Origin of the sequence: Actinacidiphila glaucinigra (assembly GCF_035918135.1) — a bacterium.
Lineage (GTDB): Bacteria > Actinomycetota > Actinomycetes > Streptomycetales > Streptomycetaceae > Actinacidiphila > Actinacidiphila glaucinigra.
This window is the reverse complement of sequence record NZ_CP109144.1, coordinates 3,957,177-3,982,542: the sequence shown is the minus strand read 5'-3', so window position 1 is coordinate 3,982,542 and position 25,366 is coordinate 3,957,177. Positions and strand designations below refer to the sequence as shown.

At 73.8% G+C, this 25,366-nt stretch carries 25 protein-coding genes; 18 read left to right on the top strand and 7 right to left on the bottom strand.

Annotated elements, in window-relative coordinates; all coding sequences use genetic code 11:
- The first annotated feature begins 378 nt into the window (after positions 1 to 378).
- The 6 genes from OIE69_RS17505 to OIE69_RS17480 all read left to right on the top strand — a co-directional run bounded on the left by OIE69_RS17505 (position 379) and on the right by OIE69_RS17480 (position 6,252).
- Entirely contained in the window at positions 379 to 1,851 is a 1,473-nt protein-coding gene (locus OIE69_RS17505; RefSeq protein ID WP_326572851.1) for an NAD(P)H-hydrate dehydratase, read from the top strand.
- 80 nt (positions 1,852 to 1,931) lie between these two features.
- Complete coding sequence (locus OIE69_RS17500) at positions 1,932 to 2,936, top strand: L,D-transpeptidase family protein (RefSeq protein ID WP_326572850.1); 1,005 nt, start codon at positions 1,932 to 1,934, stop codon at positions 2,934 to 2,936.
- Positions 2,937 to 2,971: 35 nt separating this feature from the next.
- Entirely contained in the window at positions 2,972 to 4,108 is a 1,137-nt protein-coding gene (gene alr, locus OIE69_RS17495) for an alanine racemase (RefSeq protein ID WP_326572849.1), read from the top strand.
- Between the two features lie 32 nt (positions 4,109 to 4,140).
- Entirely contained in the window at positions 4,141 to 5,421 is a 1,281-nt protein-coding gene (locus OIE69_RS17490) for an alpha/beta fold hydrolase (RefSeq protein ID WP_326572848.1), read from the top strand.
- Positions 5,422 to 5,432: 11 nt separating this feature from the next.
- Positions 5,433 to 5,957, top strand: coding sequence for a tRNA (adenosine(37)-N6)-threonylcarbamoyltransferase complex ATPase subunit type 1 TsaE (tsaE, locus tag OIE69_RS17485; protein WP_326572847.1), 525 nt, complete (start codon positions 5,433 to 5,435; stop codon positions 5,955 to 5,957).
- Between the two features lie 124 nt (positions 5,958 to 6,081).
- Positions 6,082 to 6,252: a hypothetical protein gene (locus OIE69_RS17480; RefSeq protein WP_326572846.1), complete on the top strand. Its 171-nt coding sequence runs from the start codon at positions 6,082 to 6,084 to the stop codon at positions 6,250 to 6,252.
- A gap of 109 nt (positions 6,253 to 6,361) precedes the next feature.
- Here the strand turns inward: OIE69_RS17480 and OIE69_RS17475 are convergent, their stop codons facing one another.
- A complete protein-coding gene (locus OIE69_RS17475; RefSeq protein ID WP_326572845.1) occupies positions 6,362 to 6,904 on the bottom strand; it encodes a hypothetical protein in 543 nt (180 codons plus the stop codon).
- A 164-nt stretch (positions 6,905 to 7,068) separates the two neighbouring features.
- Between OIE69_RS17475 and tsaB the strand changes: the two genes are divergently transcribed.
- The 5 genes from tsaB (at position 7,069) to OIE69_RS17450 (ending at position 10,381) form a co-directional block, all read left to right on the top strand.
- Positions 7,069 to 7,722 carry a tRNA (adenosine(37)-N6)-threonylcarbamoyltransferase complex dimerization subunit type 1 TsaB gene (tsaB, locus tag OIE69_RS17470; protein ID WP_326572844.1) on the top strand — a complete coding sequence of 218 codons (654 nt, stop codon included), beginning with the start codon at positions 7,069 to 7,071 and terminating at the stop codon, positions 7,720 to 7,722.
- A gap of 17 nt (positions 7,723 to 7,739) precedes the next feature.
- Positions 7,740 to 8,234, top strand: coding sequence for a ribosomal protein S18-alanine N-acetyltransferase (gene rimI / locus OIE69_RS17465; RefSeq protein ID WP_392567664.1), 495 nt, complete (start codon positions 7,740 to 7,742; stop codon positions 8,232 to 8,234).
- Entirely contained in the window at positions 8,227 to 9,330 is a 1,104-nt protein-coding gene (tsaD, locus tag OIE69_RS17460; protein WP_326572842.1) for a tRNA (adenosine(37)-N6)-threonylcarbamoyltransferase complex transferase subunit TsaD, read from the top strand. Before rimI ends, tsaD begins: the two co-directional genes overlap by 8 nt.
- Complete coding sequence (locus OIE69_RS17455; protein ID WP_326572841.1) at positions 9,327 to 9,587, top strand: hypothetical protein; 261 nt, start codon at positions 9,327 to 9,329, stop codon at positions 9,585 to 9,587. Before tsaD ends, OIE69_RS17455 begins: the two co-directional genes overlap by 4 nt.
- A 140-nt stretch (positions 9,588 to 9,727) precedes the next feature.
- Positions 9,728 to 10,381, top strand: a complete 654-nt coding sequence (locus tag OIE69_RS17450; RefSeq protein WP_326572840.1) for an HAD family hydrolase — start codon at positions 9,728 to 9,730, stop codon at positions 10,379 to 10,381.
- A 6-nt stretch (positions 10,382 to 10,387) separates the two neighbouring features.
- On the opposite strand, the gene OIE69_RS17445 is transcribed toward OIE69_RS17450, so the two are convergent.
- Complete coding sequence (locus OIE69_RS17445; protein WP_326572839.1) at positions 10,388 to 11,584, bottom strand: THUMP-like domain-containing protein; 1,197 nt, start codon at positions 11,582 to 11,584, stop codon at positions 10,388 to 10,390.
- A gap of 329 nt (positions 11,585 to 11,913) precedes the next feature.
- On the opposite strand from OIE69_RS17445, the gene groES reads away from it, so the two are divergent.
- Together groES and groL are read left to right on the top strand one after the other, a co-directional pair.
- A complete protein-coding gene (groES, locus tag OIE69_RS17440; protein WP_018562788.1) occupies positions 11,914 to 12,222 on the top strand; it encodes a co-chaperone GroES in 309 nt (102 codons plus the stop codon).
- 124 nt (positions 12,223 to 12,346) lie between these two features.
- Complete coding sequence (groL, locus tag OIE69_RS17435) at positions 12,347 to 13,975, top strand: chaperonin GroEL (protein WP_089229067.1); 1,629 nt, start codon at positions 12,347 to 12,349, stop codon at positions 13,973 to 13,975.
- Between the two features lie 66 nt (positions 13,976 to 14,041).
- Here groL and OIE69_RS17430 read toward each other — a convergent pair whose 3' ends face one another.
- The 3 genes from OIE69_RS17430 to OIE69_RS17420 form a co-directional block, all read right to left on the bottom strand.
- On the bottom strand, positions 14,042 to 14,827 hold the full coding sequence (locus OIE69_RS17430; protein ID WP_326572838.1) for an SDR family NAD(P)-dependent oxidoreductase: 786 nt from the start codon (positions 14,825 to 14,827) through the stop codon (positions 14,042 to 14,044).
- A gap of 10 nt (positions 14,828 to 14,837) precedes the next feature.
- Entirely contained in the window at positions 14,838 to 15,497 is a 660-nt protein-coding gene (locus OIE69_RS17425; RefSeq protein WP_326572837.1) for an MOSC domain-containing protein, read from the bottom strand.
- A 71-nt stretch (positions 15,498 to 15,568) separates the two neighbouring features.
- Positions 15,569 to 16,624 carry an aminotransferase class V-fold PLP-dependent enzyme gene (locus OIE69_RS17420; protein ID WP_326572836.1) on the bottom strand — a complete coding sequence of 352 codons (1,056 nt, stop codon included), beginning with the start codon at positions 16,622 to 16,624 and terminating at the stop codon, positions 15,569 to 15,571.
- Between the two features lie 84 nt (positions 16,625 to 16,708).
- On the opposite strand from OIE69_RS17420, the gene OIE69_RS17415 reads away from it, so the two are divergent.
- Positions 16,709 to 17,632, top strand: coding sequence for a LysR family transcriptional regulator (locus OIE69_RS17415; RefSeq protein WP_326572835.1), 924 nt, complete (start codon positions 16,709 to 16,711; stop codon positions 17,630 to 17,632).
- 68 nt (positions 17,633 to 17,700) lie between these two features.
- On the opposite strand, the gene OIE69_RS17410 is transcribed toward OIE69_RS17415, so the two are convergent.
- Positions 17,701 to 18,015, bottom strand: a complete 315-nt coding sequence (locus OIE69_RS17410; protein ID WP_018562793.1) for a WhiB family transcriptional regulator — start codon at positions 18,013 to 18,015, stop codon at positions 17,701 to 17,703.
- Positions 18,016 to 18,485: 470 nt separating this feature from the next.
- Between OIE69_RS17410 and OIE69_RS17405 the strand changes: the two genes are divergently transcribed.
- The 4 genes from OIE69_RS17405 (at position 18,486) to OIE69_RS17390 (ending at position 22,805) form a co-directional block, all read left to right on the top strand.
- Positions 18,486 to 19,097 (top strand): response regulator transcription factor, encoded by a 612-nt coding sequence (locus OIE69_RS17405; protein WP_003948568.1) that lies wholly within the window; start codon positions 18,486 to 18,488, stop codon positions 19,095 to 19,097.
- A 261-nt stretch (positions 19,098 to 19,358) separates the two neighbouring features.
- Positions 19,359 to 19,973, top strand: coding sequence for a sigma-70 family RNA polymerase sigma factor (locus OIE69_RS17400; protein WP_026251686.1), 615 nt, complete (start codon positions 19,359 to 19,361; stop codon positions 19,971 to 19,973).
- Between the two features lie 99 nt (positions 19,974 to 20,072).
- Positions 20,073 to 21,575 carry an IMP dehydrogenase gene (guaB, locus tag OIE69_RS17395; protein ID WP_326572832.1) on the top strand — a complete coding sequence of 501 codons (1,503 nt, stop codon included), beginning with the start codon at positions 20,073 to 20,075 and terminating at the stop codon, positions 21,573 to 21,575.
- A gap of 108 nt (positions 21,576 to 21,683) precedes the next feature.
- Positions 21,684 to 22,805 (top strand): GuaB3 family IMP dehydrogenase-related protein, encoded by a 1,122-nt coding sequence (locus OIE69_RS17390; protein WP_326572831.1) that lies wholly within the window; start codon positions 21,684 to 21,686, stop codon positions 22,803 to 22,805.
- Between the two features lie 73 nt (positions 22,806 to 22,878).
- Here the strand turns inward: OIE69_RS17390 and OIE69_RS17385 are convergent, their stop codons facing one another.
- Complete coding sequence (locus tag OIE69_RS17385; protein WP_326572830.1) at positions 22,879 to 24,114, bottom strand: nucleotide sugar dehydrogenase; 1,236 nt, start codon at positions 24,112 to 24,114, stop codon at positions 22,879 to 22,881.
- Between the last annotated feature and the right edge of the window lie 1,252 nt (positions 24,115 to 25,366).

Sequence of the window (25,366 nt, the reverse complement as noted above, 5' to 3'; positions counted from 1 at the left end):
TTGTGTGCGGCATCCGGGGCTCGGACTTGGACCGCCCGTCATGCACGTAAATAACCCAGTCCAGGACGTGCAGCCCCGGAGGCCCCGCCCCGGCCCACCACGCACGCGCGAGGCGGTCACTGACCGCGCCGGGCAATCGGGAGGGAGGGCGGGAGAACCGCCCGCCGCAGGCGCAAACAACCCGCACACAACAACCGGGCAGCCCGGGGCACCCGGCCCGCAACCACAACGCACCCGCACACAACCACCGGGCAGCCCGGCGCAGCCGCCCGCAGGCGCAGACAACCCCGCACACAACCAACCGGCCGCAACCACAACCGTGCCGCACACACGCGCGCACCGCGCGCAACCGCGCGCCCGCGGTGGGAACATGGCCGCATGCGGGTGGCGTACAGCGTGGAGACCGTACGGGCGGCGGAGCGGGCGCTCATGGCGCGGGTTCCGGAGGGGGCCCTGATGCAGCGGGCGGCGGCCGGCCTCGCGGCGGCGTGCGCGAACGCGCTCGGCGCCGGGGGCGGGGTCTACGCGGCCCGCGTCGTCGTGCTGACCGGGAGCGGGGACAACGGCGGCGACGCCCTGTACGCGGGGGCGCGCCTGGCGCGGCGGGGGGCGGGGGTGACCGCCGTCCTGCTGGCGCCGCAGAAGGCGCACCGCGGCGGCCTGGCGGCCCTGCGCGCCGCGGGCGGCCGTGCCGTCACCCCGGAGGACGTGGACGCTGTGGCCCTGGTCCACCGCGCCGACCTCGTGCTGGACGGCATCGTGGGCATCGGCGGCAAGGGCGGCCTGCGCCCCGGGGCGGTGCCGCTGGCGGAGGCCGCGCACGCGTCCCGGGCGGTCGTGGTCGCCGTGGACCTGCCCAGCGGTGTGGACGCCGACACCGGCGAGGTCCGGGGCGCGGCGGTGCGCGCGGACATGACGGTGACGTTCGGCACCTACAAGCCGGGCCTGCTCGTGGACCCCGCCGCCGAGCACGCGGGCGCCCTGCGCCTGGTCGACATCGGCCTCGGCCCCGAACTGGACGGCACCCCGCCCGGCCTGGAGGCGCTGCAGCACGCCGACGTCGCCGCCCTGCTGCCGGTCCCGGACGCCGAGAGCGACAAGTACCGGCGCGGGGTGGTCGGCGTCGTCGCGGGCTCGGAGCGCTACCCCGGGGCCGCGGTGCTCGCGGTGGCCGGGGCGCTGCGCGCGGGCGCGGGGGCGGTGCGGTACGTGGGCCCGGGGGCGCAGGCCGTGCTGGCCCGCTTCCCGGAGACGCTGGTGTCGGCGGGGCCGCCGCACAAGGCCGGCCGGGTGCAGGCCTGGGTGGTGGGCCCGGGGCTGGGCGACGGGCCGGAGGCGCGGCGCGCGGTGGACGACGTGCTCGCCTCGGACGTGCCCGTGCTCGTCGACGCGGACGGCCTGCGGCTGCTGGACCGGGCCGTCGTGCGCTCCCGCACCGCGGGCACCGTGCTGACCCCGCACGCGGGGGAGGCTGCGGCGCTGCTCGGCGTGGCCCGCGAGGAGGTGGAGGCGGCGCGGCTGGACCACGTGCGGCGCCTGGCCGACGCCTTCGGGGCGACGGCGCTGCTGAAGGGCTCCACGACGCTCGTCGCGTCCCCGGAGCCGGGGGTACCGGTCCGGGTCAACCCCACGGGGACGTCCTGGCTGGCCACGGCGGGCAGCGGTGACGTGCTCTCCGGGATCACCGGGTCCCTGCTGGCCGCCGGGCTCGCCCCGCGTGACGCGGCCTCGGTCGGTGCCTACCTGCACGGACTGTCGGCGCGGGTCGCCGCGGGCCCGGTGGGCGCGCCGGTCGCCGCGCACGACGTGGCCGCCGCCCTTCCCGGTGCCTGGCGCGACATCAGGTCCTGAGCCGCCGTCAACTGGGCGAAACGGGTGGAGTCCGCCGACGCGGCGTTCCGCCGGGCGGCCGCGGGTCAATTTGTGTGTTCATGGGAACGTATGCCAGAAGTAGGGCCCGGCTGCTCACCGCGGCGGTGATCGCCCTGGCGGGACTCGGTGCGCACACGACGGCCGTCGCGGACGACGGCGACCGGCCGGTGCCGGTCGACCGCCTCGTCCCCGGGGTCCCCTTCGGCCCGGTGGCCTCCCGGCAGGTCGACACCCCCGACCAGGGCGCCCCGCCCCGCCGGATCGGCATGCCGGCCGCCGAGCCCCAGCGCAGCGCCGCGCCCGCCGAGGACGAGGACGAGGACTGGGTGGACCCGCAATTGGTGGAGTTCGTGCCGGCCGAGGACGTCGAGCGGGCCCGGAAGTTCCAGGAGGAGCGGGCGGCGGCGGAGAAGAACGAGGACCCGTACTACGACGAGGGGGACGGGGAGAACCCGGAGGGCGGCGAGTACTGCACGTCCTTCACCGGCCCCTACCAGCGCGAGGCGGAGAAGCGGCTGCGGCTGCCCGTGAACGGCAGCCAGTCCGCGGCCGACTGCGCGGAGATCCGCCGCTTCCAGAAGTCCAGGGGCATCGTCCCCGCCACCGGCTTCGCGGGACCCACCACCTGGGGCTACCTCCGCCTCGACGAGGCCACCACGAAGGGCCCGAACGCCTCGCGCCGCTGCCCGGCCCCGGCCCGGGGCAAGCGCATCGTCTGCATCGACCTCAATCGCCAGCTGCTGTGGGTGCAGAGCAGCAGCACCAAGGTCGTCTTCGGCCCGGTCGCCATCCGCAGCGGCCGCAAGGGCTACCTCACCCGCACCGGCCGCTTCTCCGTCTACTGGCGCCACAAGAACCACGTCTCGGACATCTACGACGCCCCGATGCCCTACAGCCAGTTCTTCAGTGGCGGCCAGGCGATGCACGCCACTCCCGGGAGCGTCTACAAGGCGCCCGGATCGCACGGCTGCATCAACCTCTCCAACCGCAACGCGCGCCTGCTGTGGAACGTCCTGAAGATCCAGGAGGCGGTGTACGTGTGGGGCGCCAAACCCGCCACGTGACGGTGGCACAGGGCCGGCCTGAGACACTGGGCGCGATGGATGAGACGAATCTGCGCGCCCAGGCCACGGTCGACCTCGCCGCCCTGCGGTCCAACGTCGCGGCGCTGCGCGCCCGCGCGCCCCGCTCCGGGCTCATGGCCGTGGTCAAGGCGGACGCCTACGGCCACGGGATGGTGCCGTGCGCCCGGGCCGCTCTGGAGGCGGGCGCCGGCTGGCTGGGCACGGCCACGCCCGAGGAGGCGCTGGCACTGCGCGCGGCCGGGATCACGGCCCCCGTGCTGTGCTGGCTGTGGACGCCGGGCGGGCCGTGGCGGGCCGCCGTGGAGGCGGACGTCGACGTGACGGTCAGCGCGCTGTGGGCGCTGCGCGAGGTCTCGGAGGCCGCCGCGGCCGCGGGCCGGACCGCGCGCGTCCAGCTGAAGGCGGACACGGGCCTGGGCCGCAACGGCGCCCAGCCCGCGGAGTGGCCCGACCTGGTCGCCGCCGCCCGGGCCGCCGAGGCCGAGGGCCTGGTCGAGGTCACCGGACTGTGGTCGCACTTCGCGTGCGCCGACGAGCCCGGTCACCCCTCCATCGCGGCGCAGCTCGCCGTCTTCCGCTCCGCCCTGGAGACCGCCGAGCGCGCCGGACTGCGCCCCGAGGTCCGGCACATGGCGAACTCCCCGGCCACCCTGACCCTGCCCGAGGCGCACTTCGACCTGGTCAGGACCGGCGTGGCGATGTACGGGATCTCGCCGGTCCCGCAGGTCGGCGGCCCGGCCGAGTTCGGGCTGCGGCCGGTGATGACGCTGTCGGCGCGGCTGGCCTCGGCCAAGCGCGTCCCCGGCGGCCACGGGGTCTCGTACGGGCACCACTACACGACGCCCGGCGAGACCACCCTCGCCCTGGTGCCCGTCGGGTACGCCGACGGCGTCCCGCGGCACGCCTCGGGCACCGGCCCGGTGCTGGTGGCGGGCAAGTGGCGGACGGTCGCCGGGCGGGTGGCGATGGACCAGTTCGTGGTCGACCTCGGGGGCGACCGCGCCGACGCCGGTGACGAAGCGGTACTGTTCGGCCCCGGTGACCGCGGTGAGCCGACCGCCGAGGACTGGGCGCGGGCGGCGGGCACCATCGCGTACGAGATCGTCACTCGGATCGGGACCCGGGTGCCGCGCGTCTACGTGGGTACGTAAACGCGTAGCCGAGGGGAAGCAGCGGTACGACCATGACCGAGAGCGGTAAGGCAACGGGGGCGATCGAGGCGGTGGCCGAAGCGGCCGCCGCTTCCGGGCGCTGGCAGCGCGCCGGGATCGTCGGTGCGGCCATCGGCGTCGTGGCGGCGGGCGCCGCCGCCGGTGTGGCGCTGGAGCGGGCCACGGTCGGCCGGGGCATGCGCAAGCGCGCCCGGCTCGCCCTCGACCTGGCCGGGCCCTACGGCTCGCTGCGCGGGATGCCGGGCCGGGCCGTCGCCGAGGACGGCACCGAGCTCTACTACGAGGTCGAGGAGGCGGACCCGGCGGTGGCCGACGCGGCCGTGCCGCCGCGCCGCTGGCAGTTCTTCCGCCGCGGCGGCCAGGCGCCGCCGCTGACCGTGGTCTTCAGCCACGGCTACTGCCTCAACCAGGACTCCTGGCACTTCCAGCGCGCCGCGCTGCGCGGGGCGATACGCGCCGTCTACTGGGACCAGCGCAGCCACGGCCGCTCCGGCCGGGGCAACGACCAGGCGGACGGCGGGCCCGCCACGATCGACCAGCTCGGCCGCGACCTGAAGGCGGTCCTGGACGCCGCCGCGCCGGAGGGCCCGCTGGTGCTCGTCGGGCACTCCATGGGGGGCATGACGGTCATGGCCTTCGCCGACCAGTTCCCCGAGACGGTCGCCGAGCGGGTGGCCGGCTTCGCCTTCGTCGGCACCTCCTCCGGCAAGCTGGCCAGCGTGACGCTGGGTCTGCCGGCGGCGGGCGCCCGGGCCCTGCGGGCGCTGGCGCCGGGGGTGCTGCGGATCCTGGGCACCCAGGTCGACCTGGTGGAGCGGGGGCGCCGGGCGACGGCCGACCTCTTCGCCGGGATCATCAAGCGCTACTCCTTCGGCTCGGACGTGGACCCGGGCGTAGCGCGCTTCGCCGAGCGGATGATCGAGTCGACCCCGATCGACGTCGTCGCCGAGTTCTACCCGGCCTTCACCGAGCACGAGAAGAGCGAGGCCCTGGACGTGCTGGACGGCCTGCCCGGGCTCGTACTGGCCGGGGACAAGGACCTGCTGACGCCCAGTGAGCACAGCAGGTCCATCGCCGAGCGCCTGCCGGACACCGAGCTGGTGGTGGTGCCCGGTGCCGGGCACCTGGTCATGCTGGAGCACCCCGAGCTGGTCAGCACGCACCTGGCCGCGCTGCTCGCCGAGGCGGCCGACGCCTCGCGCGCCCCGGTCCCGCAGGCGCTGCGCGAACTGGCGGTGCCGCCGCCCGCGGGGCCGGGCAGGGCGGACCGGGTGGCCTCCGGCGGCGCGTAGCATTCGGGCACATGGGCATGGAAGCCATCGGCATGGAAGCGATCCGGGTCACGGTCAAGACCCCTGAACAGATGCGCGAGCTGGGGCGCCGTCTCGCGCCGCTGCTGCGCGCCGGCGACCTCGTCGTCCTCAGCGGTGACCTGGGCGCGGGCAAGACCACGCTGACCCGAGGCCTCGGCGAGGGCATGGGCGTCCGCGGCGCGGTGACGTCGCCGACCTTCGTGATCGCGCGGGTGCATCCCTCGCTGTCCGGCGGCCCGGCCCTGGTGCACGTGGACGCGTACCGGCTGGCCGGCGGCCTCGACGAGATGGAGGACCTGGACCTCGACGTCTCGCTGCCGGAGTCGGTGGTCGTGGTCGAGTGGGGCGAGGGCAAGGTCGAGGAGCTCTCCGACGACCGGCTGCAGCTGGTGATCCACCGCGCGGTGGGGGAGGTCGCGGGGAACGGGCAGGAGGACCACGACGTGCGCGAGGTCGTCGTCACCGGCGTCGGCGCGCGCTGGGCCGGTGAGGACCTGGCGGGGCTCGGCGTCTGAGCGCGTAACCGTTCCGACAAGGTGTCGGGAAGATGTTGCGTGCGGCACGTCCCACGTGTTCTTCTGGAGTCCAGGAGCTGGTTAGGGCTGCCTAACCCGACCCCGTCGGACCCAGGAGGCATCCATGTCGGCCCACACGGCCCCGGAGCCGGAGCCGGGTTACTCGGTGCAGGCGCTGCTCGCGGCGTCCGCGGCGGCGAACGCGGTGTGCACCCCGCCGGGGGAGCACGAGGAGCCGGAACCGGACGCGACGCAGGACGAGCCCACGACGCGGCCCCAGGCGGACGCGGCCTGAGCGGGAGCGATCCGTGCTGCCGGGCCGGACCGGCAGCACAGCGGGACGCGGGGTGCCCGCTACCCGCCCGTCGTACGAGCCCCGAGGGCGTTCACTCCTCCGGGGGAAATCAGCGGACGACGACGATCTTGCTGCCGATGGTCGCGAACTTCCACAGCGCCGCGCCGTCCTTCCGCTTCTCGCGGATGCCGCCGGTCTGCTGGCCCGGGGGCGGGGCGTCGGGCAGGGAGCCGTCCTTCGCCGCGCTGAAGCCGATCACCACGCTGTCCACGGTGGTGAACCGCACCACGTTCTCGACGGCCACGCCGTCGCCGCCGACCCCGGTGGCGCTGCGGGAGGCCACGGAGTAGGTACCGGGGGCGGGGTCGACGGTGCCGGGGACGACCACGTAGGTGGTGCGCGCCTTCCCGTCCTCGCCGACCAGCCACACGCGGTCCGAGCGGAGCGAGTACACGACCCTGGTGCCGCTGCCGGAGGCCGCGGGGAGCTCGTTCTTCCTCTCCGGCGAGGGCGAGGCGGAGGCCGCCGCGGTGGTGCCGGTGCCGCCGGCGGCCGCGGGGCGGACGCTCTCGGGCATCTCGTCGGCGGAGCCGGAGGCCTGGACGGCGAGTACGCCGACGGCGGCCAGGGCGGCTGCGGTCAGTCCGGTCACGATCGTCCCTGAACCGATCCTTGCCACGGCTTTCCTCCGGAGGTGGGCGTCACGCTGGGTTGACGTTAGCAGCCGTGCCGCACGGCGACGGGAGCGCCGTCCCGGGCCGCGGCGGCGCCCCCGTCCTGGCGGGGCCACCCCGGTGAACGCCGTAGGCTGAACGCGTGCTGCTGCTTGCCTTCGATACCGCAACCCCCGCCGTGACGGCCGCCCTGCACGACGGCCGGCGCGTGCTCGCAGAGTCGACGGAGATCGACGCGCGACGGCACGGGGAACTGCTGATGCCCGCCGTGGACCGCGTGCTGCGGGAGGCCGGGACCGCGCTGGGCGACGTGACCGGGATCGTGGTCGGCGTCGGCCCCGGCCCGTACACGGGGCTGCGCGTCGGACTGGTGACCGCGGTCTCCTTCGCCGACGTCCTCGGCGTCCCCGTCCACGGGATCTGCACCCTCGACGGACTGGCGTACGCCGCCGGCGTCGAGGGTCCGTTCGTCGTGGCGACGGACGCCCGCCGCAAGGAGGTCTACTGGGCCCGGTACGAGGGCCCGCGGGCCCGGGTGACCGACCCTGCCGTGGACCGGCCCGGCGACATCGCCGACGAGGTCGCCGGGGTGCCCGCGGTCGGCGCCGGCGCCGCCCTCTACCCCGAGGTCTTCACCGACGTCCGGCCGCCCGCCGACCAGTCCGCCGCCGCGCTGGCCGCGCTGGCCGCCGTGAAGCTGGCGGACGGCGAGGACTTCCTCCCCGCGCTGCCGCTCTATCTGCGCCGCCCGGACGCCCAGGTGCCCGCCGGCTACAAGGCGGTCCTGCCGAAGTGACCGCGGTGATGCGCGAGATGCGCTGGTGGGACCTGGACCCGGTGATGGAGCTGGAACACGGGCTCTTCCCGGACGACGCGTGGTCGCGCGGGATGTTCTGGTCCGAACTGGCCGACGCGCGACACCCTTCGGCGACCCGGTACTACCTCGTGGCCGAGGACGGCACCGGACGGGTCGTCGGCTACGCGGGCCTGGCCGCCGTCGGCGGCACCGGCGACGTGCAGACCATCGCCGTCGCCACCGAGCAGTGGGGCACCGGCCTCGGCGCCCGGCTGCTCGCCGAACTGCTGCGCCGGGCCACCGCATTCGAGTGCCACGAGGTGCTGCTGGAGGTGCGCGTCGACAACGTCCGCGCCCAGCGGCTTTACGCGCGCTTCGGCTTCGAGCCGATCGGCTTCCGGCGCGGCTACTACCAGCCGGGCAACGTCGACGCCCTCGTGATGAGGCTCGGCGAGCTGCCCGCCTCCCCTGACGTACCGGGACTACAAGGAACAGAGACCACCCATGGCTGACGAGCCCCTTGTCCTCGGCATCGAGACGTCCTGCGACGAGACCGGTGTCGGCATCGTGCGCGGGCACACCCTGCTCGCAGACGCGGTCGCGTCCAGCGTCGACGAGCACGCCCGCTTCGGCGGCGTCGTGCCCGAGGTCGCCAGCCGCGCGCACCTGGAGGCGATGGTCCCCACGATCCAGCGCGCGCTGAAGGAGGCCGGCGTCGCCGCCTCCGACCTCGACGGGATCGCCGTCACCGCGGGGCCCGGGCTCGCGGGCGCCCTGCTGGTCGGCGTGTCCGCGGCCAAGGCGTACGCCTATGCGCTCGGCAAGCCGCTGTACGGGGTCAACCACCTCGCCTCGCACATCTGCGTGGACCAGTTGGAGCACGGGCCGCTGCCCGAGCCGACGATGGCGCTGCTGGTGTCCGGCGGCCACTCCTCGCTGCTGCTGGCCCCCGACATCACCGGCGACGTGCGCCCGCTGGGCTCCACCATCGACGACGCGGCGGGCGAGGCCTTCGACAAGGTCGCGCGTGTGCTGGGCCTCGGCTTCCCCGGCGGCCCCGCCATCGACCGCGCGGCCCGCGAGGGGGACCCGGCCGCGATCCGCTTCCCCCGCGGCCTGACCGGCTCCCGCGACCCGGTCTACGACTTCTCCTTCTCCGGCCTGAAGACCGCGGTGGCCCGGTGGATCGAGTCCAAGCGCCGGGAGGGCGTGGAGGTGCCGGTCGCCGACGTGTCCGCGTCCTTCCAGGAGGCCGTCGTCGACGTCCTCACCCGCAAGGCGATCCGGGCCTGCAAGGACAACGGCGTCGACCATCTGATGATCGGCGGCGGCGTCGCGGCCAACACCCGGCTGCGCTCGCTGGCGCAGGAGCGCTGCGAGGACGCGGGGATCCTCCTGCGCGTGCCGCGGCCCAAGCTGTGCACCGACAACGGCGCCATGGTCGCGGCCCTCGGCGCGGAGATGGTGGCCCGCGGCCGGCCGTCGTCCACGTGGGACCTTCCGGCGGACTCCTCGCTGCAGGTCACGGACGTGTCCGTGCCCGGGCACACGCACGACCACGATCACGACCACGTCCACGAGCTCAGCAAGGACAACCTCTACTCGTGACCGTCGCCCTGATGTGGGAGGCCCGCGCAGTCGAGGGGCGCGGGCCCGAGCTGCTGGCGTGGGCCCGCTCGCGGTCGCTCTCGCCGGCCCCGCTGCGCCGGGAGACCTTCTCGGCCCCGCAGGACCGGGTCCTGGTCATCACCTGGTGGGACGCCCCGTACGACGCGCGACTGCCCGAACTCCCCGAACCGGACGAGGGGCTGGCCCGGCGGGCCGTCCACCGCTGGCGCTTCGAGGCGGTGGGTGAGGGGGCGTAGGCCCAGGTCAGGGGAGGGCCGGTCGTATGATGAGTCCGGCGTCGATCGCAACCGGGTTTCTGTCTTGGCGTCCCCGAGCAGGCGTCCTGCCGGACGGCCGGTGTCCGGGAGGCGTTTCCGGCAGGTGGCGAGAAGACCCGATGACCAACTCCGGCTGTGCCGTCCTCTTCGATCTCGACGGCGTCCTCCTCGACAGCCGGCGGGCGATGCGGCAGGCGATCCTCGACGTCGCCCGCGCGGCCCTCGGCGAGCACGTGGACGAGAGCCGGCTGCCGGCCGGACTCGACCACCTTCCCCATCACCAACACCTGGCACGGCTCGGCGTGACCGACGAGGCGACGGTGTTCGGTGCCGCCTGGGAGGACGCGCTCGCCCTCGCCACGTGGGGTGCGTCCCCGTTCCCGGGCGCCGCGGGCGTGCTGCGCGACCTCGCGGCCTCCGGCACGGCGATCGGGGTGGTGACCATGCAGCCCGCGAGCCGGGTGGCGCGGCTCGTCCCCGCGGAGCTGTCCGCCCACTTCGGCGCGGTGGTCGGGTGGGGCGACGCGGCGCCGAAGCCCTCCGGGGAGGGGATCCTGCTCGCGCTCGACCGGCTCGGGGTGCCACCGGGGCGCGCCTGCTTCGTGGGCGACAGCCCTTCCGACGTCGCCGCCGCGGCGGCCGCCGGGGTCCCTTCGATCGGCGCGGTCTGGGGGTACACCGGCCCCGCCCTGGAGAGCTGTGGACCCACCGCCCTCGCCGGTGCCCTCACCGACGTGCCGGGCGTCGTGGGGAGCCTTCTGGGGCCCGCGTAGCCCCCGTCAGGCGCGTGCGGGGCCGCTCGTCCCGGCCGGGCTGCCCAGCAGCATGCTCGGGGCGCCCGCGACACGGGTCAGGAAGACCGTGGCCGCGTGCGGGCCCTGGGGCTTGACCCGGCGGCGCACCTCCTCCGGTTCGACGGCCGAGCCGCGCTTCTTCACGGTCAGCACGCCGACCTCGCGTTCGCGCAGCAGCGCCTTGAGCCGCTTGAGGTTGAAGGGCAGCACGTCGGTGATCTCGTAGGCGGTCGCGTACGGCGTCGTGTGCCGCTCGTCCGAGGTGACGTAGGCGATGGTCGCGTCGATCAGCCCGCCGCCGACCCGCGCCGCCACGTCGGCCACCATGTGCGCCCGGATGACCGCGCCATCCGGCTCGTACAGCCAGCGACCCACGGGGCGCACCTGCGGGTCGGGGAGCCCGGCGGCGGGCAGCGTGGCCCCCGACGGCAGGAGGGTCGCGCGGCGGGTGCCCGGCGCGGTGCCGAACCACAGCACGGCCTCCTTCACGTCGCCGTGGTCGGAGACCCACTCCGCCTCGGCGTCCTCCGGCACGGCCTCGTGCGGGATGCCCGGCGCCACCTTCAGGGCGGCCAGCGGCGCCTTCCGCGCCGCCGCGACCGCCCACGACAGGGGCGGGGAGTAGGCCTCGGGGTCGAAGATCCTGCCCCGCCCGCCGCGCCGGGCCGGATCGACGAAGACGGCGTCGCAGCCGTCTGCGGCGATCTCCGTCACATCGGCGCAGCGCACCTCGATCAGGCCCGCCAGCCCCAGCGCCTCCGCGTTCGCCCGCACCACCGCGCAGGTCAGCGGGGAGCGGTCGACCGCCAGCACCTCCACCCCGGCGCGGGCCAGCGGGACGGCGTCCCCGCCGATCCCGCAGCACAGGTCCGCCAGCCGCCGCACCCCGAGGGCGGCGAACCGCTCGGCACGGTGCCGGGCGACGGAGGCCCGCGTCGACTGCTCGACCCCGTCGGGCGTGAAGTACATCCGGTAGGCGTCCCCGCCGAACTTCGCCACCGCCCGCTGCCGCAGCCGCGCCTGCGTCAGCGCGGCCGCCACCAGCCCGGCGTCGTGCTCCCGCCGCAGCCGCGTCGCGGTCGCCAGTTCGGCGGCGGGGTCGTAGTCCCGCAGGGAGGCCAGCAGCGACTGCCCCTCGTCGGTCAGGAGAGCCGAGAACGCGTCAAGATCCACGCCGTCCATTGTCCCGCGGCACCGCCGCGCGCCGGACCGGCCGGGTGCACGTGCTCGCAGGTGCCCGACGGCGCCGCCCTTCGCCGGCCGCGCCCGGTGCGTGCCGGGCCCGGAACCGTACGTCCGGGCACACCGTTCCCCGGAGGGAGAGCGGCTCGTACGGCGCGGCGTTGGCACTCCGCTTGACCGAGTGCTAAGCGCGTCCTAGTCTCGGACCTGGCACTCAGCCATGCCGAGTGCCAGCACAAACGCGACGGGCAGGTCCGGCACCCGCGACGACGGGCCTACCAGGTCGCCACCCAGACTCCCGTGAGCCCTTTGAAGGGGGAGGTCGGATCGTGACGACCGCCAGCACCAAGGTTGCCATCAAGCCGCTCGAGGACCGCATCGTGGTCCAGCCGCTGGATGCCGAGCAGACCACCGCCTCCGGCCTGGTCATCCCGGACACCGCCAAGGAGAAGCCCCAGGAGGGCGTCGTCCTGGCCGTCGGCCCGGGTCGCTTCGAGGACGGCAACCGCATCCCGCTCGACGTCAAGGTCGGCGACATCGTGCTGTACAGCAAGTACGGCGGCACCGAGGTCAAGTACAGCGGCGAGGAGTACCTCGTCCTCTCGGCTCGCGACGTCCTCGCGATCGTCGAGAAGTAGAACCGGCGCCGCTCTTAACCGAGAAATGCCGTGACCACGCCCCGGGCACACCGAGTCCACGCACGGACCGGGGACCCGGGGCGCGGTCTTTGACGAGAACCCAAAGACGAGGAAATCCGCCGGTATGGCCAAGATCCTGAAGTTCGACGAGGACGCCCGTCGCGCCCTCGAGCGTGGCGTCAACAAGCTCGCCGACACCGTGAAGGTGACCATCGGCCCCAAGGGCCGCAATGTCGTCATCGACAAGAAGTTCGGCGCCCCGACCATCACCAACGACGGTGTGACCATCGCGCGTGAGGTCGAGATCGACGACCCGTACGAGAACCTCGGTGCGCAGCTGGTGAAGGAGGTGGCGACCAAGACCAACGACATCGCGGGTGACGGCACCACCACCGCCACCGTGCTGGCCCAGGCGCTGGTCCGCGAGGGTCTGCGCAACGTCGCCGCCGGCGCTTCCCCGGCCGCCCTGAAGAAGGGCATCGACGCCGCCGTCAAGGCCGTCTCGGACGAGCTGCTCGCCACCGCCCGCCCGATCGAGGGCAAGGAGGACGTCGCCGCCGTCGCCGCCCTGTCCGCCCAGGACAAGCAGGTCGGCGAGCTGATCGCCGAGGCGATCGACAAGGTCGGCAAGGACGGTGTCATCACCGTCGAGGAGTCCAACACCTTCGGGCTGGAGCTGGACTTCACCGAGGGCATGGCCTTCGACAAGGGCTACCTGTCGCCGTACTTCGTGACGGACCAGGAGCGCCAGGAGGCCGTCCTGGAGGACCCGTACATCCTCATCACCCAGGGCAAGATCTCCTCCATCCAGGACCTGCTCCCGCTGCTGGAGAAGATCCTGCAGGCCGGCGCCTCCAAGCCGCTGCTGATCATCGCCGAGGACGTCGAGGGCGAGGCCCTGTCGACCCTGGTGGTCAACAAGATCCGCGGCACCTTCAACGCGGTCGCGGTCAAGGCCCCCGGCTTCGGTGACCGCCGCAAGGCCATGCTGGGCGACATCGCCACCCTCACCGGCGGCACCGTCGTCGCCGAGGAGGTCGGCCTCAAGCTCGACCAGGTCGGCCTGGACGTGCTCGGCACCGCCCGCCGCGTGACCGTCACCAAGGACGACACCACCGTCGTCGACGGCGCCGGCGAGTCCGCGGAGATCAGCGGCCGGATCAACCAGATCAAGGCCGAGATCGCCGCGACCGACTCCGACTGGGACCGCGAGAAGCTCCAGGAGCGCCTCGCCAAGCTGGCCGGCGGCGTGTGCGTCATCCGCGTCGGCGCGGCCACCGAGGTCGAGCTCAAGGAGAAGAAGCACCGTCTGGAGGACGCCATCTCCGCGACCCGCGCCGCGGTCGAGGAGGGCATCGTCTCCGGTGGTGGCTCCGCGCTCGTCCACGCGGTCAAGGTGCTCGACGACAACCTCGGCAAGACCGGCGACGAGGCCACCGGTGTGGCGGTCGTCCGCCGCGCCGCGGTCGAGCCGCTGCGCTGGATCGCCGAGAACGCGGGCCTGGAGGGCTACGTCATCACCTCCAAGGTCTCCGAGCTGGAGAAGGGCCACGGCTTCAACGCCGCGACCGGCGAGTACGGCGACCTGGTGAAGTCCGGCGTCATCGACCCGGTCAAGGTCACCCGCTCCGCCCTGGAGAACGCCGCCTCCATCGCCTCCCTGCTCCTCACCACCGAGACCCTCGTGGTGGAGAAGAAGGAGGAGGAGCCCGCCGAGGCCGGTCACGGTCACGGCCACGGCCACTCCCACTGAGCTGGACCGCGAAGGCCCCCGTTCCCGCCCGGGAACGGGGGCCTTCGGGCTGCCGGGAGACCGGCCTCAGTCGCGGGGATAGGCAGGCCCGAAGCGCCGCCCCGCCTTCGCCGAGAACCGGCCGAGCGCCCCGCTCGGCGCCAGCCTGGCCGCGGCCACCGCGGCCTTGTAGCGGGGGTCGGGCACGCTCAGGGACCGGCCGCGGGCCAGGTCGCGCACGGCCGCGGCGACCACCTTGTCGGCGTCCAGCCACGCCCAGGAGGGGATGCTGCCGGTGTCCATCCCGGCCCGCCGGTGGAACTCGGTACGGACGAAGCCCGGGCACAGCGCCATCAGCCGCACCCCGGTGCCCGCGAGCTCCCGGGCCACGCCCTGGGTGAAGCTGACGACCCACGCCTTGCTCGCCCCGTACGTGCCGCGCGGCACGAAGGCCGCCACCGAGGCCACGTTGATCACGAAGCCGCGCCCGCGCTCCCGCATGGCCCCGGTCGCGGCGCAGGTCAGCCGCAGCACCGCCTCGCAGTGCACCTTGAGCATGGTCAGCTCGTCGGCCACCGGCACGTCGCCGAAGCCGCCCCGGTTGCCGAAGCCCGCGTTGTTCACCAGCACGTCCACGGGGCGCTCGCGGTCCCGCAGCCGTGCCTCGACCGTCTCGATGCCCTTGTCCGCCGACAGGTCGGCGGGCAGCACCTCCACGGTCACCCCGTACGCGTGCCGCAGCTCCTGCGCGCACTCCTCCAGCCGCTGCCCGTCGCGGGCGACCAGGACCAGGGCATGACCGTCCCCCGCCAGCCGGCGTGCGAACGCCGCGCCGATCCCCGCGGTGGCTCCCGTGATCAGTGAAGTCGTCATGCCCCGCAGGCTAGTGAGCCCCCGTGCGTCTGCGGGCCGCGGCGCGCACATCCTGCGGGAGCGCGTCCGCCGCCAGCAGCCGGGGGAGCAGCGCGGGCTCCAGGGTGACCGCGCGGAAGGTCAGCGCGACGGTGACCTCGTGGTCCGGGCGGTGGACGACCTCGACCGGGTCGCCGGCCCGGACGTCACCGGCTTCGGCGACCCGGAGGTAGGCGCCGGGCAGCGCGGCCCGCGTGAACGTCCTGATCCAGCCGCCCTGTTCCAGCCAGCCCTGGAAGGTGGCACAGGGGATCCGCGGGCAGGACACCTCCAGGACGGCGCCGCCCGGCCCGCCGATCCGCCAGCGCTCGCCGATCAGGGCCTCGTTGACGTCCAGCCCCGAGGTGGTCAGGTTCTCCCCGAACATGCCGTTGCGCAGCGGCAGGTCGAGCTCGCGTTCCCAGGTGTCGAGGTCCTCGCGGGCGTAGGCGTAGACCGCCTGGTCGGAGCCGCCGTGGTGCGCCACGTCGTACACCCGGTCGCCGGCGAGGCCGACCGCGCCGGTGCCCTTGGGGCCCGGTGCCGTCACCGCCACCGGGCCCGGGACCGGGTGCTTGTCGATGCCGGTCGTCCCGGTCGTCTTCCAGGGGTTCGCACGCGGCCGGCCCACGTTCACCGAGAGCAGCTTCATCCCGCGACGGTACGGCTCCCGCCCGGCGGCCGGCGAGACCTTTTCCGGCGATCGGGACCGCCCGGCGGTCCCTAGCCCGCGAGCACGCGCAGCAGCCGGTCCACGTCCGCCTCGGTGTTGTACAGGTGGAAGGCCGCCCGCAGGTTCCCCGCACGGGCCGAGACCCGGATGCCGGCGGCGGCCAGCCGCTCCGCCGCGTCGCCCAGGCCCGGGACGGCCACGATCGCCGAGGCCGCCGCGCCGGACGGCACGGGCTTGTGGCCGAGCCGCAGCAGGCCCGCCCGGAAGCTCTCGGCCAGCGCGACGTCGTGGGCGCCGATGGCCTCGACGCCCAGCTCCTCGACCAGTGCCAGCGAGGCCGCCCCCGCCAGGTACGGCAGCAGCGGCGGCATCACGTCGAACCGCCGGGCGGACCGTGCGAGGTGCGCGACCGGCCCGTAGCAGTCGCCCCACGGGTCCTCGGCCGCGTACCAGCCGGCGAACTGCGCCGACAGCCCGTCCTCGGCGCCCTCCCGCACGGTCAGGAAGGACACCCCGCGCGGGGCGAGCAGCCACTTGTAGCCGCCGCACACGACGTAGTCGAGGCCGTCCGTGCGCAGCGGCAGCCAGCCCACCGCCTGCGTGGCGTCGACGAGCACGCGCGCCCCGTGCCGCGACGCGGCCTCGCGGACCGCCGCGAGGTCGGCGACCCGGCCGTCCGCGGACTGCACCGCGCTGACCGCGACGAGGTCGGTGGTGGGACGTACGGCGTCGGCGACGCCCTCCAGGGGCACAGCGCGCACCGCGACGTCGGCGCGGGAGGCGAAGGGGTTGACCAGCGAGCTGAAGTCACCGTCGGCCAGCACCACTTCGGCCCCGGCGGGGAGCGCCGCGGCGATCATGCCGACGTGTGTGGTGACCGAGGATCCGATCGCGACGCGGTCGGCGGCGACCCCGGTGAGGCGGGCGTAGGCGGCGCGGGCGGCGCCCAGGGCGCGCTCGTCGCGCACCCAGTTGTCGGTGCCGTCGGACCAGGCGGCCACGGCGGTGCGCAGCGCCTCGACGGAGCGCAGCGGGCCGATGCCCGACGAGGCGGTGTTGAGGTAGCTGATCCCGGCGTCCAGCGCGAATTCCCCGGTGATGTCCATGGTTCCTCAGCCTGCGCCCAGGACTGCCCCAAGTCCACCATCGATCACTGAACGCGACCCCCAAGGAACCCTTATGCTCGGAGCGTGTTCGAGGCCCGCCACCTTCGTGTGCTCCGCGCCGTGGCCCGGTCCGGCTCGCTGTCGGGCGCCGCGCGACAGCTGGGCTGCACCCAGCCCGCGGTCAGCCAGCAGATGAAGGCGCTGGAACTCGCCGCGGGCACCCCGCTGCTGGTCCGCGGCGGGCGGACGACCCGGCTGACCGAGGCGGGCGAGGCGCTGGCCCGGCACGCGAGCGGCATCCTCGCGGGGCTGGCCGCCGCCGAGGAGGAGGTCGCGGCCATCGGGGGCCTGCGCGCCGGGCGGGTGCGCATGGTGTCGTTCCCGAGCGCGGGCCCGTCGCTGGTGCCCACCGCGCTGGCGGCGATGCGCGCCGCGCACCCGGACGTACGGATCACGCTGGCCGAGGCGCAGCCGCCGCGCGCGGTGGAGATGCTGCGCGCCGGGGAGTGCGAACTGGCGCTGGTCTACCGCTACGAGGACGAGGCCGGCGGGGTGGACGCGGCCGCGTGGGGGGGATTCCTGGTGCGGCCGTTGCTGTCCGACCGGCTCTTCGCGGTGCTGCCGGCCGGGCACGCGCTGGCGCGCGCCGGCGGCCCGGTGCGGCTGTCCGACCTCGCGGACGAAGCGTGGATCGCGGGCTGCCCGTACTGCCGCCGGCACCTGGTCGAGCTGTGCGGGCGGGAGGGTTTCGAGCCGCGCATCGACTTCGCCACGGACGACTACCCGGCGGCGGTCGGCCTGGTGGCGTCGGGAATGGGCGTCTCGGCGCAGCCCGGCCTCGCGCTGGAGGCGGTGCGGCTGCGCGGGGTGGCCGTGCGCGAACTGCGCCCGTCCGTACGCCGGGACGTGGCGGCGCTGACGCTGCCCGACCTGGCTCAGGTGCCGGCCGTCGACATGATGCTGGGCCGGCTGCGGCTGGCCGCTCTGCGCGACCCGTCGACGGTCTGAGTCCCCGGCACCGCGGGTACCCGGCCGCTTGTGGTGAAACGTTTCCTCGTCGGCTGATGTCCGGTGCGTCAGTGACCGCCGGTGGCGTGCGAGCTCATGACCCGGTTGCGGGACCGGCCCATCATCTCCTCGCGCTCGTCCTCGGTGAGTCCGCCCCAGACCCCGTAGGGCTCGCGGACCGTCAGAGCGTGCGTCGCGCACTCGGCGCGGACGGGGCAGCGCATGCACACCTCCTTGGCCGCCGCCTCACGCGCGCTCCGGGCGGCACCGCGCTCTCCCTCGGGGTGGAAGAACAGGGAGCTGTCGACGCCGCGGCAGGCGGCGACCAGCTGCCAGTCCCAGAGGTCGGCGTTCGGGCCCGGGAGGCGGGAGAAGTCTGCCATTGCTCATCTCCTCGAGAGGTGGGCTGCAGGGACACCGTCCAGGCGCGAAGCTCTGGGAAGGTGCTGTCGACGGTACATCTACTGTCGAAGTAGATGTAAATATGATTCATCACAAAATTGCCAACGAACTCCCGCCATGCGGGTAAAAAGCCTCCAAACAGGCAAAATCTGACATTGCCCCCCGGTCGGCGGCTGCCCTGTGCTGCAAGCGGGCGCCCGTTGTGCCGCTTTTTGGGGCTCGGTGAACGGCTGCGACCTGCGACGTTGCTGATCCGTGTCGGTCCGGGCACGGAGAGTGCGGGAGTCGCCCGCCAAACTCCGTAACTCTTTCGAGTGAGGGTCGTTGAAGGTGCGGAAGTGGTTGGCGGTCGAACTAATCGGGCAGGCGCCCGAGGCCGTCATCCCCACCGGTGAACGATTCGTACAGCCTGGAGGCTCAACGTGACGCGGATCAGCTGCGGAGGACGGTCATGACTTCCGTTCTCGTCTGCGACGACTCCCCGCTTGCCCGAGAGGCCCTGCGCCGCGCGGTTGCGACCGTGCCCGGCGTGGAGCGTGTGACGACCGCGGCCAACGGCGAGGAAGTCCTCCGCCGCTGGGGCGCCGACCGCTCGGACCTCATCCTCATGGACGTCCGGATGCCCGGCCTCGGCGGCGTCGAGACCGTACGGCGGCTGCTGTCCGCCGACCCCGGCGCCCGCATCATCATGCTCACGGTCGCCGAGGACCTGGACGGGGTGGCCCTCGCGGTCGCCGCCGGTGCCCGCGGATACCTGCACAAGGACGCCTCGCGCGCCGAGTTGCGGGCCACGGTCACCCAGGCGCTGGCCGACCCGACCTGGCGGCTCGCCCCCCGCCGGCTGCGCTCGGCCGAGATGGGCGCCGCCCCGACCCTGACCGCCCGCGAGATCCAGGTGCTGGAGGGCATGAGTCATGGCCGCTCCAACGCCGAGATCGGCCGCGAGCTCTTCCTCTCCGAGGACACCGTCAAGACGCACGCGCGACGCCTCTTCAAGAAGCTCGGCGCCTCGGACCGGGCCCACGCGGTGGCGCTCGGCTTCCGCTGGGGCCTGGTGCGCTGAGGCAGCGGCTTTGAGGGCTGAGGGGCCGATGAGCTGTGGGGCGGCTGTGCGGCTGCCCCGCTCGTACCGGTTTCCGCGCCGAGGGCGCATGCTTGAGGTATGGACTCTCGGGGAAACGGTCGGGCGGGGCGGCGGGTGCATGACATGACTACGGCCGGTGCGGCCCCTCGAAACGCTCCGCACGGCACTCCGCATAACGCTTCGGAGCACAACCACGGGTGTGAGGCCACGGAGCGGCCCGCGGCGATGCACTATGGACGGATGCGCGACGAGGCCACCGGCAATGAGACAGCCATAGGGGCACTCGTACGTCGAGCCGTGGACGGCGACGAGCAGGCGACGCACGATCTGCTCGCCCATGTGCACCCACTCGCCCAGCGCTACTGCCGCACCAGGCTGTCGCGGCTGCCGGGTGACGCGCGCCACTTCGTGGAGGACCTCGCCCAGGAGGTCTGCCTCGCGGTGCTGTGCGCCCTGCCCCGCTACCGGGACCAGGGCCGGCCCTTCGAGGCCTTCGTCTTCGGCATCGCGGCACACAAGGTCGCCGACCTCCAGCGGGCCGCCATGCGCGGTCCCGGCTCGACGGCCGTGCCCTCCGACGAGATGCCCGAGCAGCCGGACGACTCGCTCGGGCCCGAGGAGCGGGCGCTGCTCAGCAGCGACGCGGAGTGGGCCAAGAAGCTGCTCGCCAACCTCCCGGAGCACCAGCGGGAGCTGGTGCTGCTCCGCGTCGCCGTGGGCCTCACCGCGGAGGAGACCGGTCAGGTGCTCGGCATGTCGCCGGGCGCCGTCCGTGTCGCCCAGCACCGCGCGCTGTCCCGGCTGCGGGCGCTGGCGGAGGAAGCGGCCGCGGGCGCCCCCGGGTTGAGCGCCTAGCGCACCCCTGCCCGGCCCCCGCCCCGGGGGCGGAACTGGTTTCCCGCGGGAGCCATTAGCATTGAACATCTCGCCGGGCAAGACCATGGGGAAGGTGTCATGACGCTGAACGCCGACGGAGTAGCCGACAAGTTCGGGCTGCTCGGACTCACCTACGACGATGTGCTGCTGCTCCCAGGTGCGTCGGACGTCGTGCCGAACCAGGTCGACACCCGCTCGAAGGTCTCCCGGAACGTCAGCGTGAACATCCCGCTGCTGTCGGCGGCGATGGACAAGGTCACCGAGGCGCGGATGGCCATCGCGATGGCCCGCCAGGGCGGTGTGGGCGTGCTCCACCGCAACCTGTCCGTCGAGGACCAGGTCAACCAGGTCGACCTGGTGAAGCGGTCCGAGTCCGGCATGGTGACCGACCCGATCACCGTCCACCCCGACGCCACCCTCGCCGAGGCCGACGCCCTGTGCGGCAAGTTCCGCATCAGCGGCGTCCCCGTCACCGACGCCTCCGGCAAGCTGCTGGGCATCGTGACCAACCGCGACATGGCCTTCGAGAGCGACCGCTCCCAGCAGGTCCGCGAGGTCATGACGCCGATGCCGCTGGTCACCGGCAAGGTCGGCATCTCCGGCGTCGAGGCGATGGACCTGCTGCGCAAGCACAAGATCGAGAAGCTGCCGCTCGTCGACGACGAGGGCCGCCTCAAGGGCCTGATCACGGTCAAGGACTTCGTGAAGGCCGAGAAGTACCCCAACGCCGCCAAGGACGCCGAGGGCCGGCTGCTGGTCGGTGCCGCGGTGGGCGTCGGCGACGAGTCCTTCGTCCGTGCCCAGCGGCTGGTCGAGGCCGGTGCCGACTTCCTGGTCATCGACAGCGCGCACGGCCACAGCCGCGGCATCCTCGACATGGTCGCCAAGGTCAAGGCCAACATCAAGATCGACGTGGTGGCCGGCAACGTCGCCACCCGTGACGGCGCCCAGGCGCTGATCGACGCGGGCGCCGACGGCATCAAGGTCGGTGTCGGCCCCGGCTCCATCTGCACCACCCGTGTGGTCGCCGGCGTCGGCGCGCCCCAGGTGACGGCGATCTACGAGGCCTCCCTGGCGGCAGGCCCGGCCGGCGTCCCGCTCATCGGCGACGGCGGCCTGCAGTACTCCGGCGACATCGCCAAGGCCATCGCGGCCGGCGCGGACACCGTCATGCTGGGCAGCCTCCTCGCGGGCTGCGAGGAGTCGCCGGGCGAGCTGCTCTTCATCAACGGCAAGCAGTTCAAGTCGTACCGCGGTATGGGTTCGCTCGGCGCGATGCAGTCGCGCGGGCAGGCCCAGTCCTACTCCAAGGACCGCTACTTCCAGGACAACGTGCTCTCCGAGGACAAGCTCGTCCCCGAGGGCATCGAGGGCCAGGTGCCCTACCGGGGCCCGCTCTCCGCGGTGGCCCACCAGCTCATCGGCGGCCTGCGCTCCTCCATGGGGTACGTCGGCTCCGCGACGATCCCCGAGCTCAAGGAGAAGGGCCGCTTCGTGCGGATCACCGCCGCAGGGCTCAAGGAGAGCCACCCGCACGACATCCAGATGACCACCGAGGCGCCGAACTACCACGGGCGCTGACGGTACGAGCGGACGATCCGGAGCCCGCGGCCCCGCACGGCCGCGGGCTTCCGGCTGCCCTGCCTGGGATACTGGACGGGCAGGCCACGAAGGAAAGGCATAGCGACAGTGACTGAGATCGAGATCGGGCGGGGCAAGCGCGGCCGCAGGGCGTACGCATTCGACGACATCGCCGTCGTCCCGAGCCGCCGTACGCGAGACCCCAAGGAGGTCTCGATCGCGTGGCAGATCGACGCCTACCGCTTCGAGCTGCCTTTCCTCGCGGCCCCGATGGACTCCGTGGTCTCCCCGGAGACCGCGATCCGCATCGGCAACCTCGGCGGCCTCGGCGTGCTCAACCTCGAGGGCCTGTGGACCCGCTACGAGGACCCCGAGCCGCTGCTCGCCGAGATCGCCGAGCTGGACGACGCCTCCGTCACCCGGCGCCTGCAGGAGCTCTACGCGGCGCCGATCAAGGAGGAGCTGATCGGGCAGCGCATCAAGGAGGTACGCGACGCCGGTGTGGTCACGGCCGCCGCACTCTCCCCGCAGCGCACCGCGCAGTTCTCCAAGGCCGTGGTCGACGCGGGCGTGGACATCTTCGTCATCCGCGGCACGACGGTCTCCGCCGAGCACGTGTCGGGCTCCCACGAGCCGCTCAACCTGAAGCAGTTCATCTACGAGCTCGACGTCCCGGTCATCGTCGGCGGCTGCGCCACCTACACCGCCGCACTGCACCTGATGCGCACCGGTGCCGCGGGCGTCCTCGTCGGCTTCGGCGGCGGCGCCGCCCACACCACCCGGAACGTCCTCGGCATCCAGGTGCCGATGGCGACCGCGGTCGCCGACGTGGCCGCGGCCCGCCGCGACTACATGGACGAGTCCGGCGGCCGCTACGTGCACGTCATCGCCGACGGCGGCTTCGGCTCCAGCGGCGACCTGCCCAAGGCGATCGCCTGCGGCGCCGACTCGGTGATGATGGGCTCCCCGCTGGCCCGCGCCACCGACGCGCCCGGCCGCGGCTTCCACTGGGGCATGGAGGCCACCCACGAGGAGCTGCCGCGCGGCAAGCGCATGAACCTGGGCACCGCCGGCACGACCGAGCAGATCCTGCTCGGCCCCTCCCACGCGCCCGACGGCTCCATGAACTTCTTCGGCGCGCTGCGGCGCGCGATGGCCACGACCGGCTACTCCGAGCTGAAGGAGTTCCAGCGGGTCGAGGTCACGGTGTCGCCGACGCACCACCGCTGACCGCCGCCCGGCCGCCACGGCACGGCACAGGGGCCCGGACCGCCACACGCGGTCCGGGCCCCTCGGCGTCTCCTCACAGCCGTGCGGCCGCCCCGACCGGGGTGGCCCCGCGGGTGTCCAGCATCAACTGGGCCTTCACCGCCAGGCCTTGCATGTCGTAGGTGCGGTGGTGCTGGAGCAGGACCGTCAGGTCGGCGTCCGCCGCGGCCTCCCACAGCGAGTCGGCGCGGGGGACCGGGCGGTCGAGCACCCGCCACTGCGGGGCGTACGGGTCGTGGTAGCTCAGCTGCGCCCCCAGCTCGAGCAGGCGGCCGCCGATCTCGCCGGCCGGTGAGCGCTCCTGGTCCGGCAGGTCCGGCTTGTACGTCACGCCCAGCAGCAGCACCCGCGCCCCGCGCAGCGACTTGCCGTGCTCGTTCAGCAGGGCCGCGGCGCGCTGCACCACGTAGCGCGGCATGCGGGCGTTGACCTCCTGCGCGTACTCGACCAGACGCAGCGGATGGCCGGGCACCCGGCCCTGGTACGGCGGATGCCCGGGGTCCAGCGGCATGCTGTGGCCCCCGACCCCGGGGCCGGGGCGGAAGGCATGGAAGCCGTGGGGGCGGGTCTCGGCGCACCGGATGACGTCCCAGACGTCCACGCCGATGTCGTGGCAGAACACGGCCATCTCGTTGGCCAGCGCGATGTTGACGTGCCGGTAGTTCGTCTCCAGCAACTGCACGGCCTCCGCCTCGCGCACGCCCCGGGCCCGGACGATCCGCTCGGTGAACCGGCTGTAGAAGACGGCCGCGGCCTCCGTACACGCGGGGGTCAGGCCGCCGATCACCTTCGGCGTGCCGGGGTGCCGTGCCGGGGCGTACGCCAGGTGGAAGCCGTGGCCGGCCCGCAGTCCGGACCCCTCCTCCAGCAGTGGACGCAGGAAGTCCTCCGTCGTGCCCGGGTACACCGGTGACTCCAGGACCACCGTGCTGTGCGGCCGCAGTTGCCCGCCCAGCGCGCGGGCCGCCTCCGCCAGCGCCGTCAGGTCCGGCTCCCCGCGCTCCCCGAGCGGGGTCGGCGCGCACAGCACGGCCGCCCGCGCCCGGCCCAGGGCGGCCGTGTCCGCGGTCGCGCGGAAGCCCCCCGCGAGCATCCGCCGCACATCGGCGGCGGCCAGCGCGCCGCAGGGCACCCGGCTGCCGGCGTTGATCGCCTCCACCACGCGCTCGTCCGGGTCGTACCCGATCACCCCGAGGCCGGCGGCGCTGGCCGCCTGCGCAAGGGGCAGGCCGGCGTGGCCGAGTCCGATGACTGCGAGGTCTGCGGGCATGGGGGTCCTCTCCTGCGACGGGGGGCGTCCTGGTACCCAAATGGCGCGAAATAAGGCTAACCAGACAGGTAGCTGATATGACTGCACGCCACGCGGGGGGCCTTCCGAGGGCGGCTCCGTCGCCTCGGGCCGCGTTCTGTGTGGCCCGGGTCTTTGTGTGCGGGTTGTTTGCGCCTGCGGCGGGCGGTTCTCCCGCCCTCCCTCCCGATTGCCCGGCGCGGTCAGTGACCGCCTCGCGCGTGCGTGGTGGGCCGGGTGCGGGGCCTCCGGGGCTGCACGTCCTGGACTGGGTTATTTACGTGCATGGCGGGCGGTCCAAGTCCGAGCCCCGGATGCCGCACACAAATATCCCGCAGCGTCCAGAACATCCACCCCTACGACCCCACCCCCTCCGAATCGTGGGGCGACCAACGGCCGGAGGGGGGTAGAGCGCGGTCCGGGGTTGCCGCACCCGTCTCACTGAACGCCCACGGCCATCAGGCGCTCCGTGGGCCAGGGGGCTTTGGGGCGCTCGGGCTGATGCCGGCGGAAGGGTGAGCGGGCGCTGATCGCTCTGCTGAGCGGCCTGTTGTTGTGTGCGTGTTCCTGCCCTTTTTCGGCCTTCGGTCAGGGGCGGGCTGGTTCGGTGCGGTCGGTGTGGTTCCAAGGCTGAACCTGGTTGCGAGTCGGCCGCCCGCCGGAGGTCAGGGGTCGTCCCCCCATCGGCAATCGTCGCGATCTGCCGCCTGGCGACCTTAGGCGTCGCCGTGACACAGGCAAGCCCTGCGAGCACCGGTGGGTGAGGTGCGCCAGCCGTCCACTGGGAGGTGCCACCCCCGGCCACGGGTGCGCGCACCCCGTCTCGGCCTCCGACCGGGGGACCCCCTGGTGGGGCAGCTCCCGGCGGTGTGGGGAGGGGCGCCCCCCGTCACCCCCCTCCGGCCGTTGGTCGCCCGCGATACGGAGGGGGCGGGGTCGTAGGGGTGGGCGTTCTGGACGCTGACGTGTATTTGTTGTGCGGCACAGACGGCAAGAACCTGGACCGCCCGCCATGCACATAAATATGCGGTACAGAATGCCCAGCCCCGGAGGCCCCGCCCCCGGCCCACCACGCACGCGCGCAGGCCCGCACCAACCGCGCCGGGCAATCGGGCGGGAGATGCCCGCCGCAGGCGCAGACGACCCGCACACAACAACCGGCCGCAACCACAACCGGCACACAAGAACCCGCCCCGGCCCGGCGAAGCCCGACGTGCCGCGCGCCACGACACGG

Bases quoted from the DNA above. Each gene is read 5' to 3' on its own strand.
- OIE69_RS17500 (WP_326572850.1), top strand. From the start codon at position 1,932: ATGGGAACGTATGCCAGAAGTAGGGCCCGGCTGCTCACCGCGGCGGTG.
- OIE69_RS17480 (WP_326572846.1), top strand. From the start codon at position 6,082: ATGTCGGCCCACACGGCCCCGGAGCCGGAGCCGGGTTACTCGGTGCAG.
- OIE69_RS17425 (WP_326572837.1), bottom strand. From the start codon at position 15,497: ATGAAGCTGCTCTCGGTGAACGTGGGCCGGCCGCGTGCGAACCCCTGG.
- groL (WP_089229067.1), top strand. From the start codon at position 12,347: ATGGCCAAGATCCTGAAGTTCGACGAGGACGCCCGTCGCGCCCTCGAG.
- OIE69_RS17410 (WP_018562793.1), bottom strand. From the start codon at position 18,015: ATGGCAGACTTCTCCCGCCTCCCGGGCCCGAACGCCGACCTCTGGGAC.
- rimI (WP_392567664.1), top strand. From the start codon at position 7,740: ATGCGCTGGTGGGACCTGGACCCGGTGATGGAGCTGGAACACGGGCTC.
- OIE69_RS17420 (WP_326572836.1), bottom strand. From the start codon at position 16,624: ATGGACATCACCGGGGAATTCGCGCTGGACGCCGGGATCAGCTACCTC.
- OIE69_RS17385 (WP_326572830.1), bottom strand. From the start codon at position 24,114: ATGCCCGCAGACCTCGCAGTCATCGGACTCGGCCACGCCGGCCTGCCC.
- guaB (WP_326572832.1), top strand. From the start codon at position 20,073: ATGACGCTGAACGCCGACGGAGTAGCCGACAAGTTCGGGCTGCTCGGA.
- OIE69_RS17430 (WP_326572838.1), bottom strand. From the start codon at position 14,827: ATGACGACTTCACTGATCACGGGAGCCACCGCGGGGATCGGCGCGGCG.
- tsaE (WP_326572847.1), top strand. From the start codon at position 5,433: ATGGGCATGGAAGCCATCGGCATGGAAGCGATCCGGGTCACGGTCAAG.
- tsaD (WP_326572842.1), top strand. From the start codon at position 8,227: ATGGCTGACGAGCCCCTTGTCCTCGGCATCGAGACGTCCTGCGACGAG.
- OIE69_RS17405 (WP_003948568.1), top strand. From the start codon at position 18,486: ATGACTTCCGTTCTCGTCTGCGACGACTCCCCGCTTGCCCGAGAGGCC.
- alr (WP_326572849.1), top strand. From the start codon at position 2,972: ATGGATGAGACGAATCTGCGCGCCCAGGCCACGGTCGACCTCGCCGCC.
- OIE69_RS17490 (WP_326572848.1), top strand. From the start codon at position 4,141: ATGACCGAGAGCGGTAAGGCAACGGGGGCGATCGAGGCGGTGGCCGAA.
- OIE69_RS17445 (WP_326572839.1), bottom strand. From the start codon at position 11,584: ATGGACGGCGTGGATCTTGACGCGTTCTCGGCTCTCCTGACCGACGAG.
- OIE69_RS17400 (WP_026251686.1), top strand. From the start codon at position 19,359: ATGCGCGACGAGGCCACCGGCAATGAGACAGCCATAGGGGCACTCGTA.
- OIE69_RS17450 (WP_326572840.1), top strand. From the start codon at position 9,728: ATGACCAACTCCGGCTGTGCCGTCCTCTTCGATCTCGACGGCGTCCTC.
- OIE69_RS17505 (WP_326572851.1), top strand. From the start codon at position 379: ATGCGGGTGGCGTACAGCGTGGAGACCGTACGGGCGGCGGAGCGGGCG.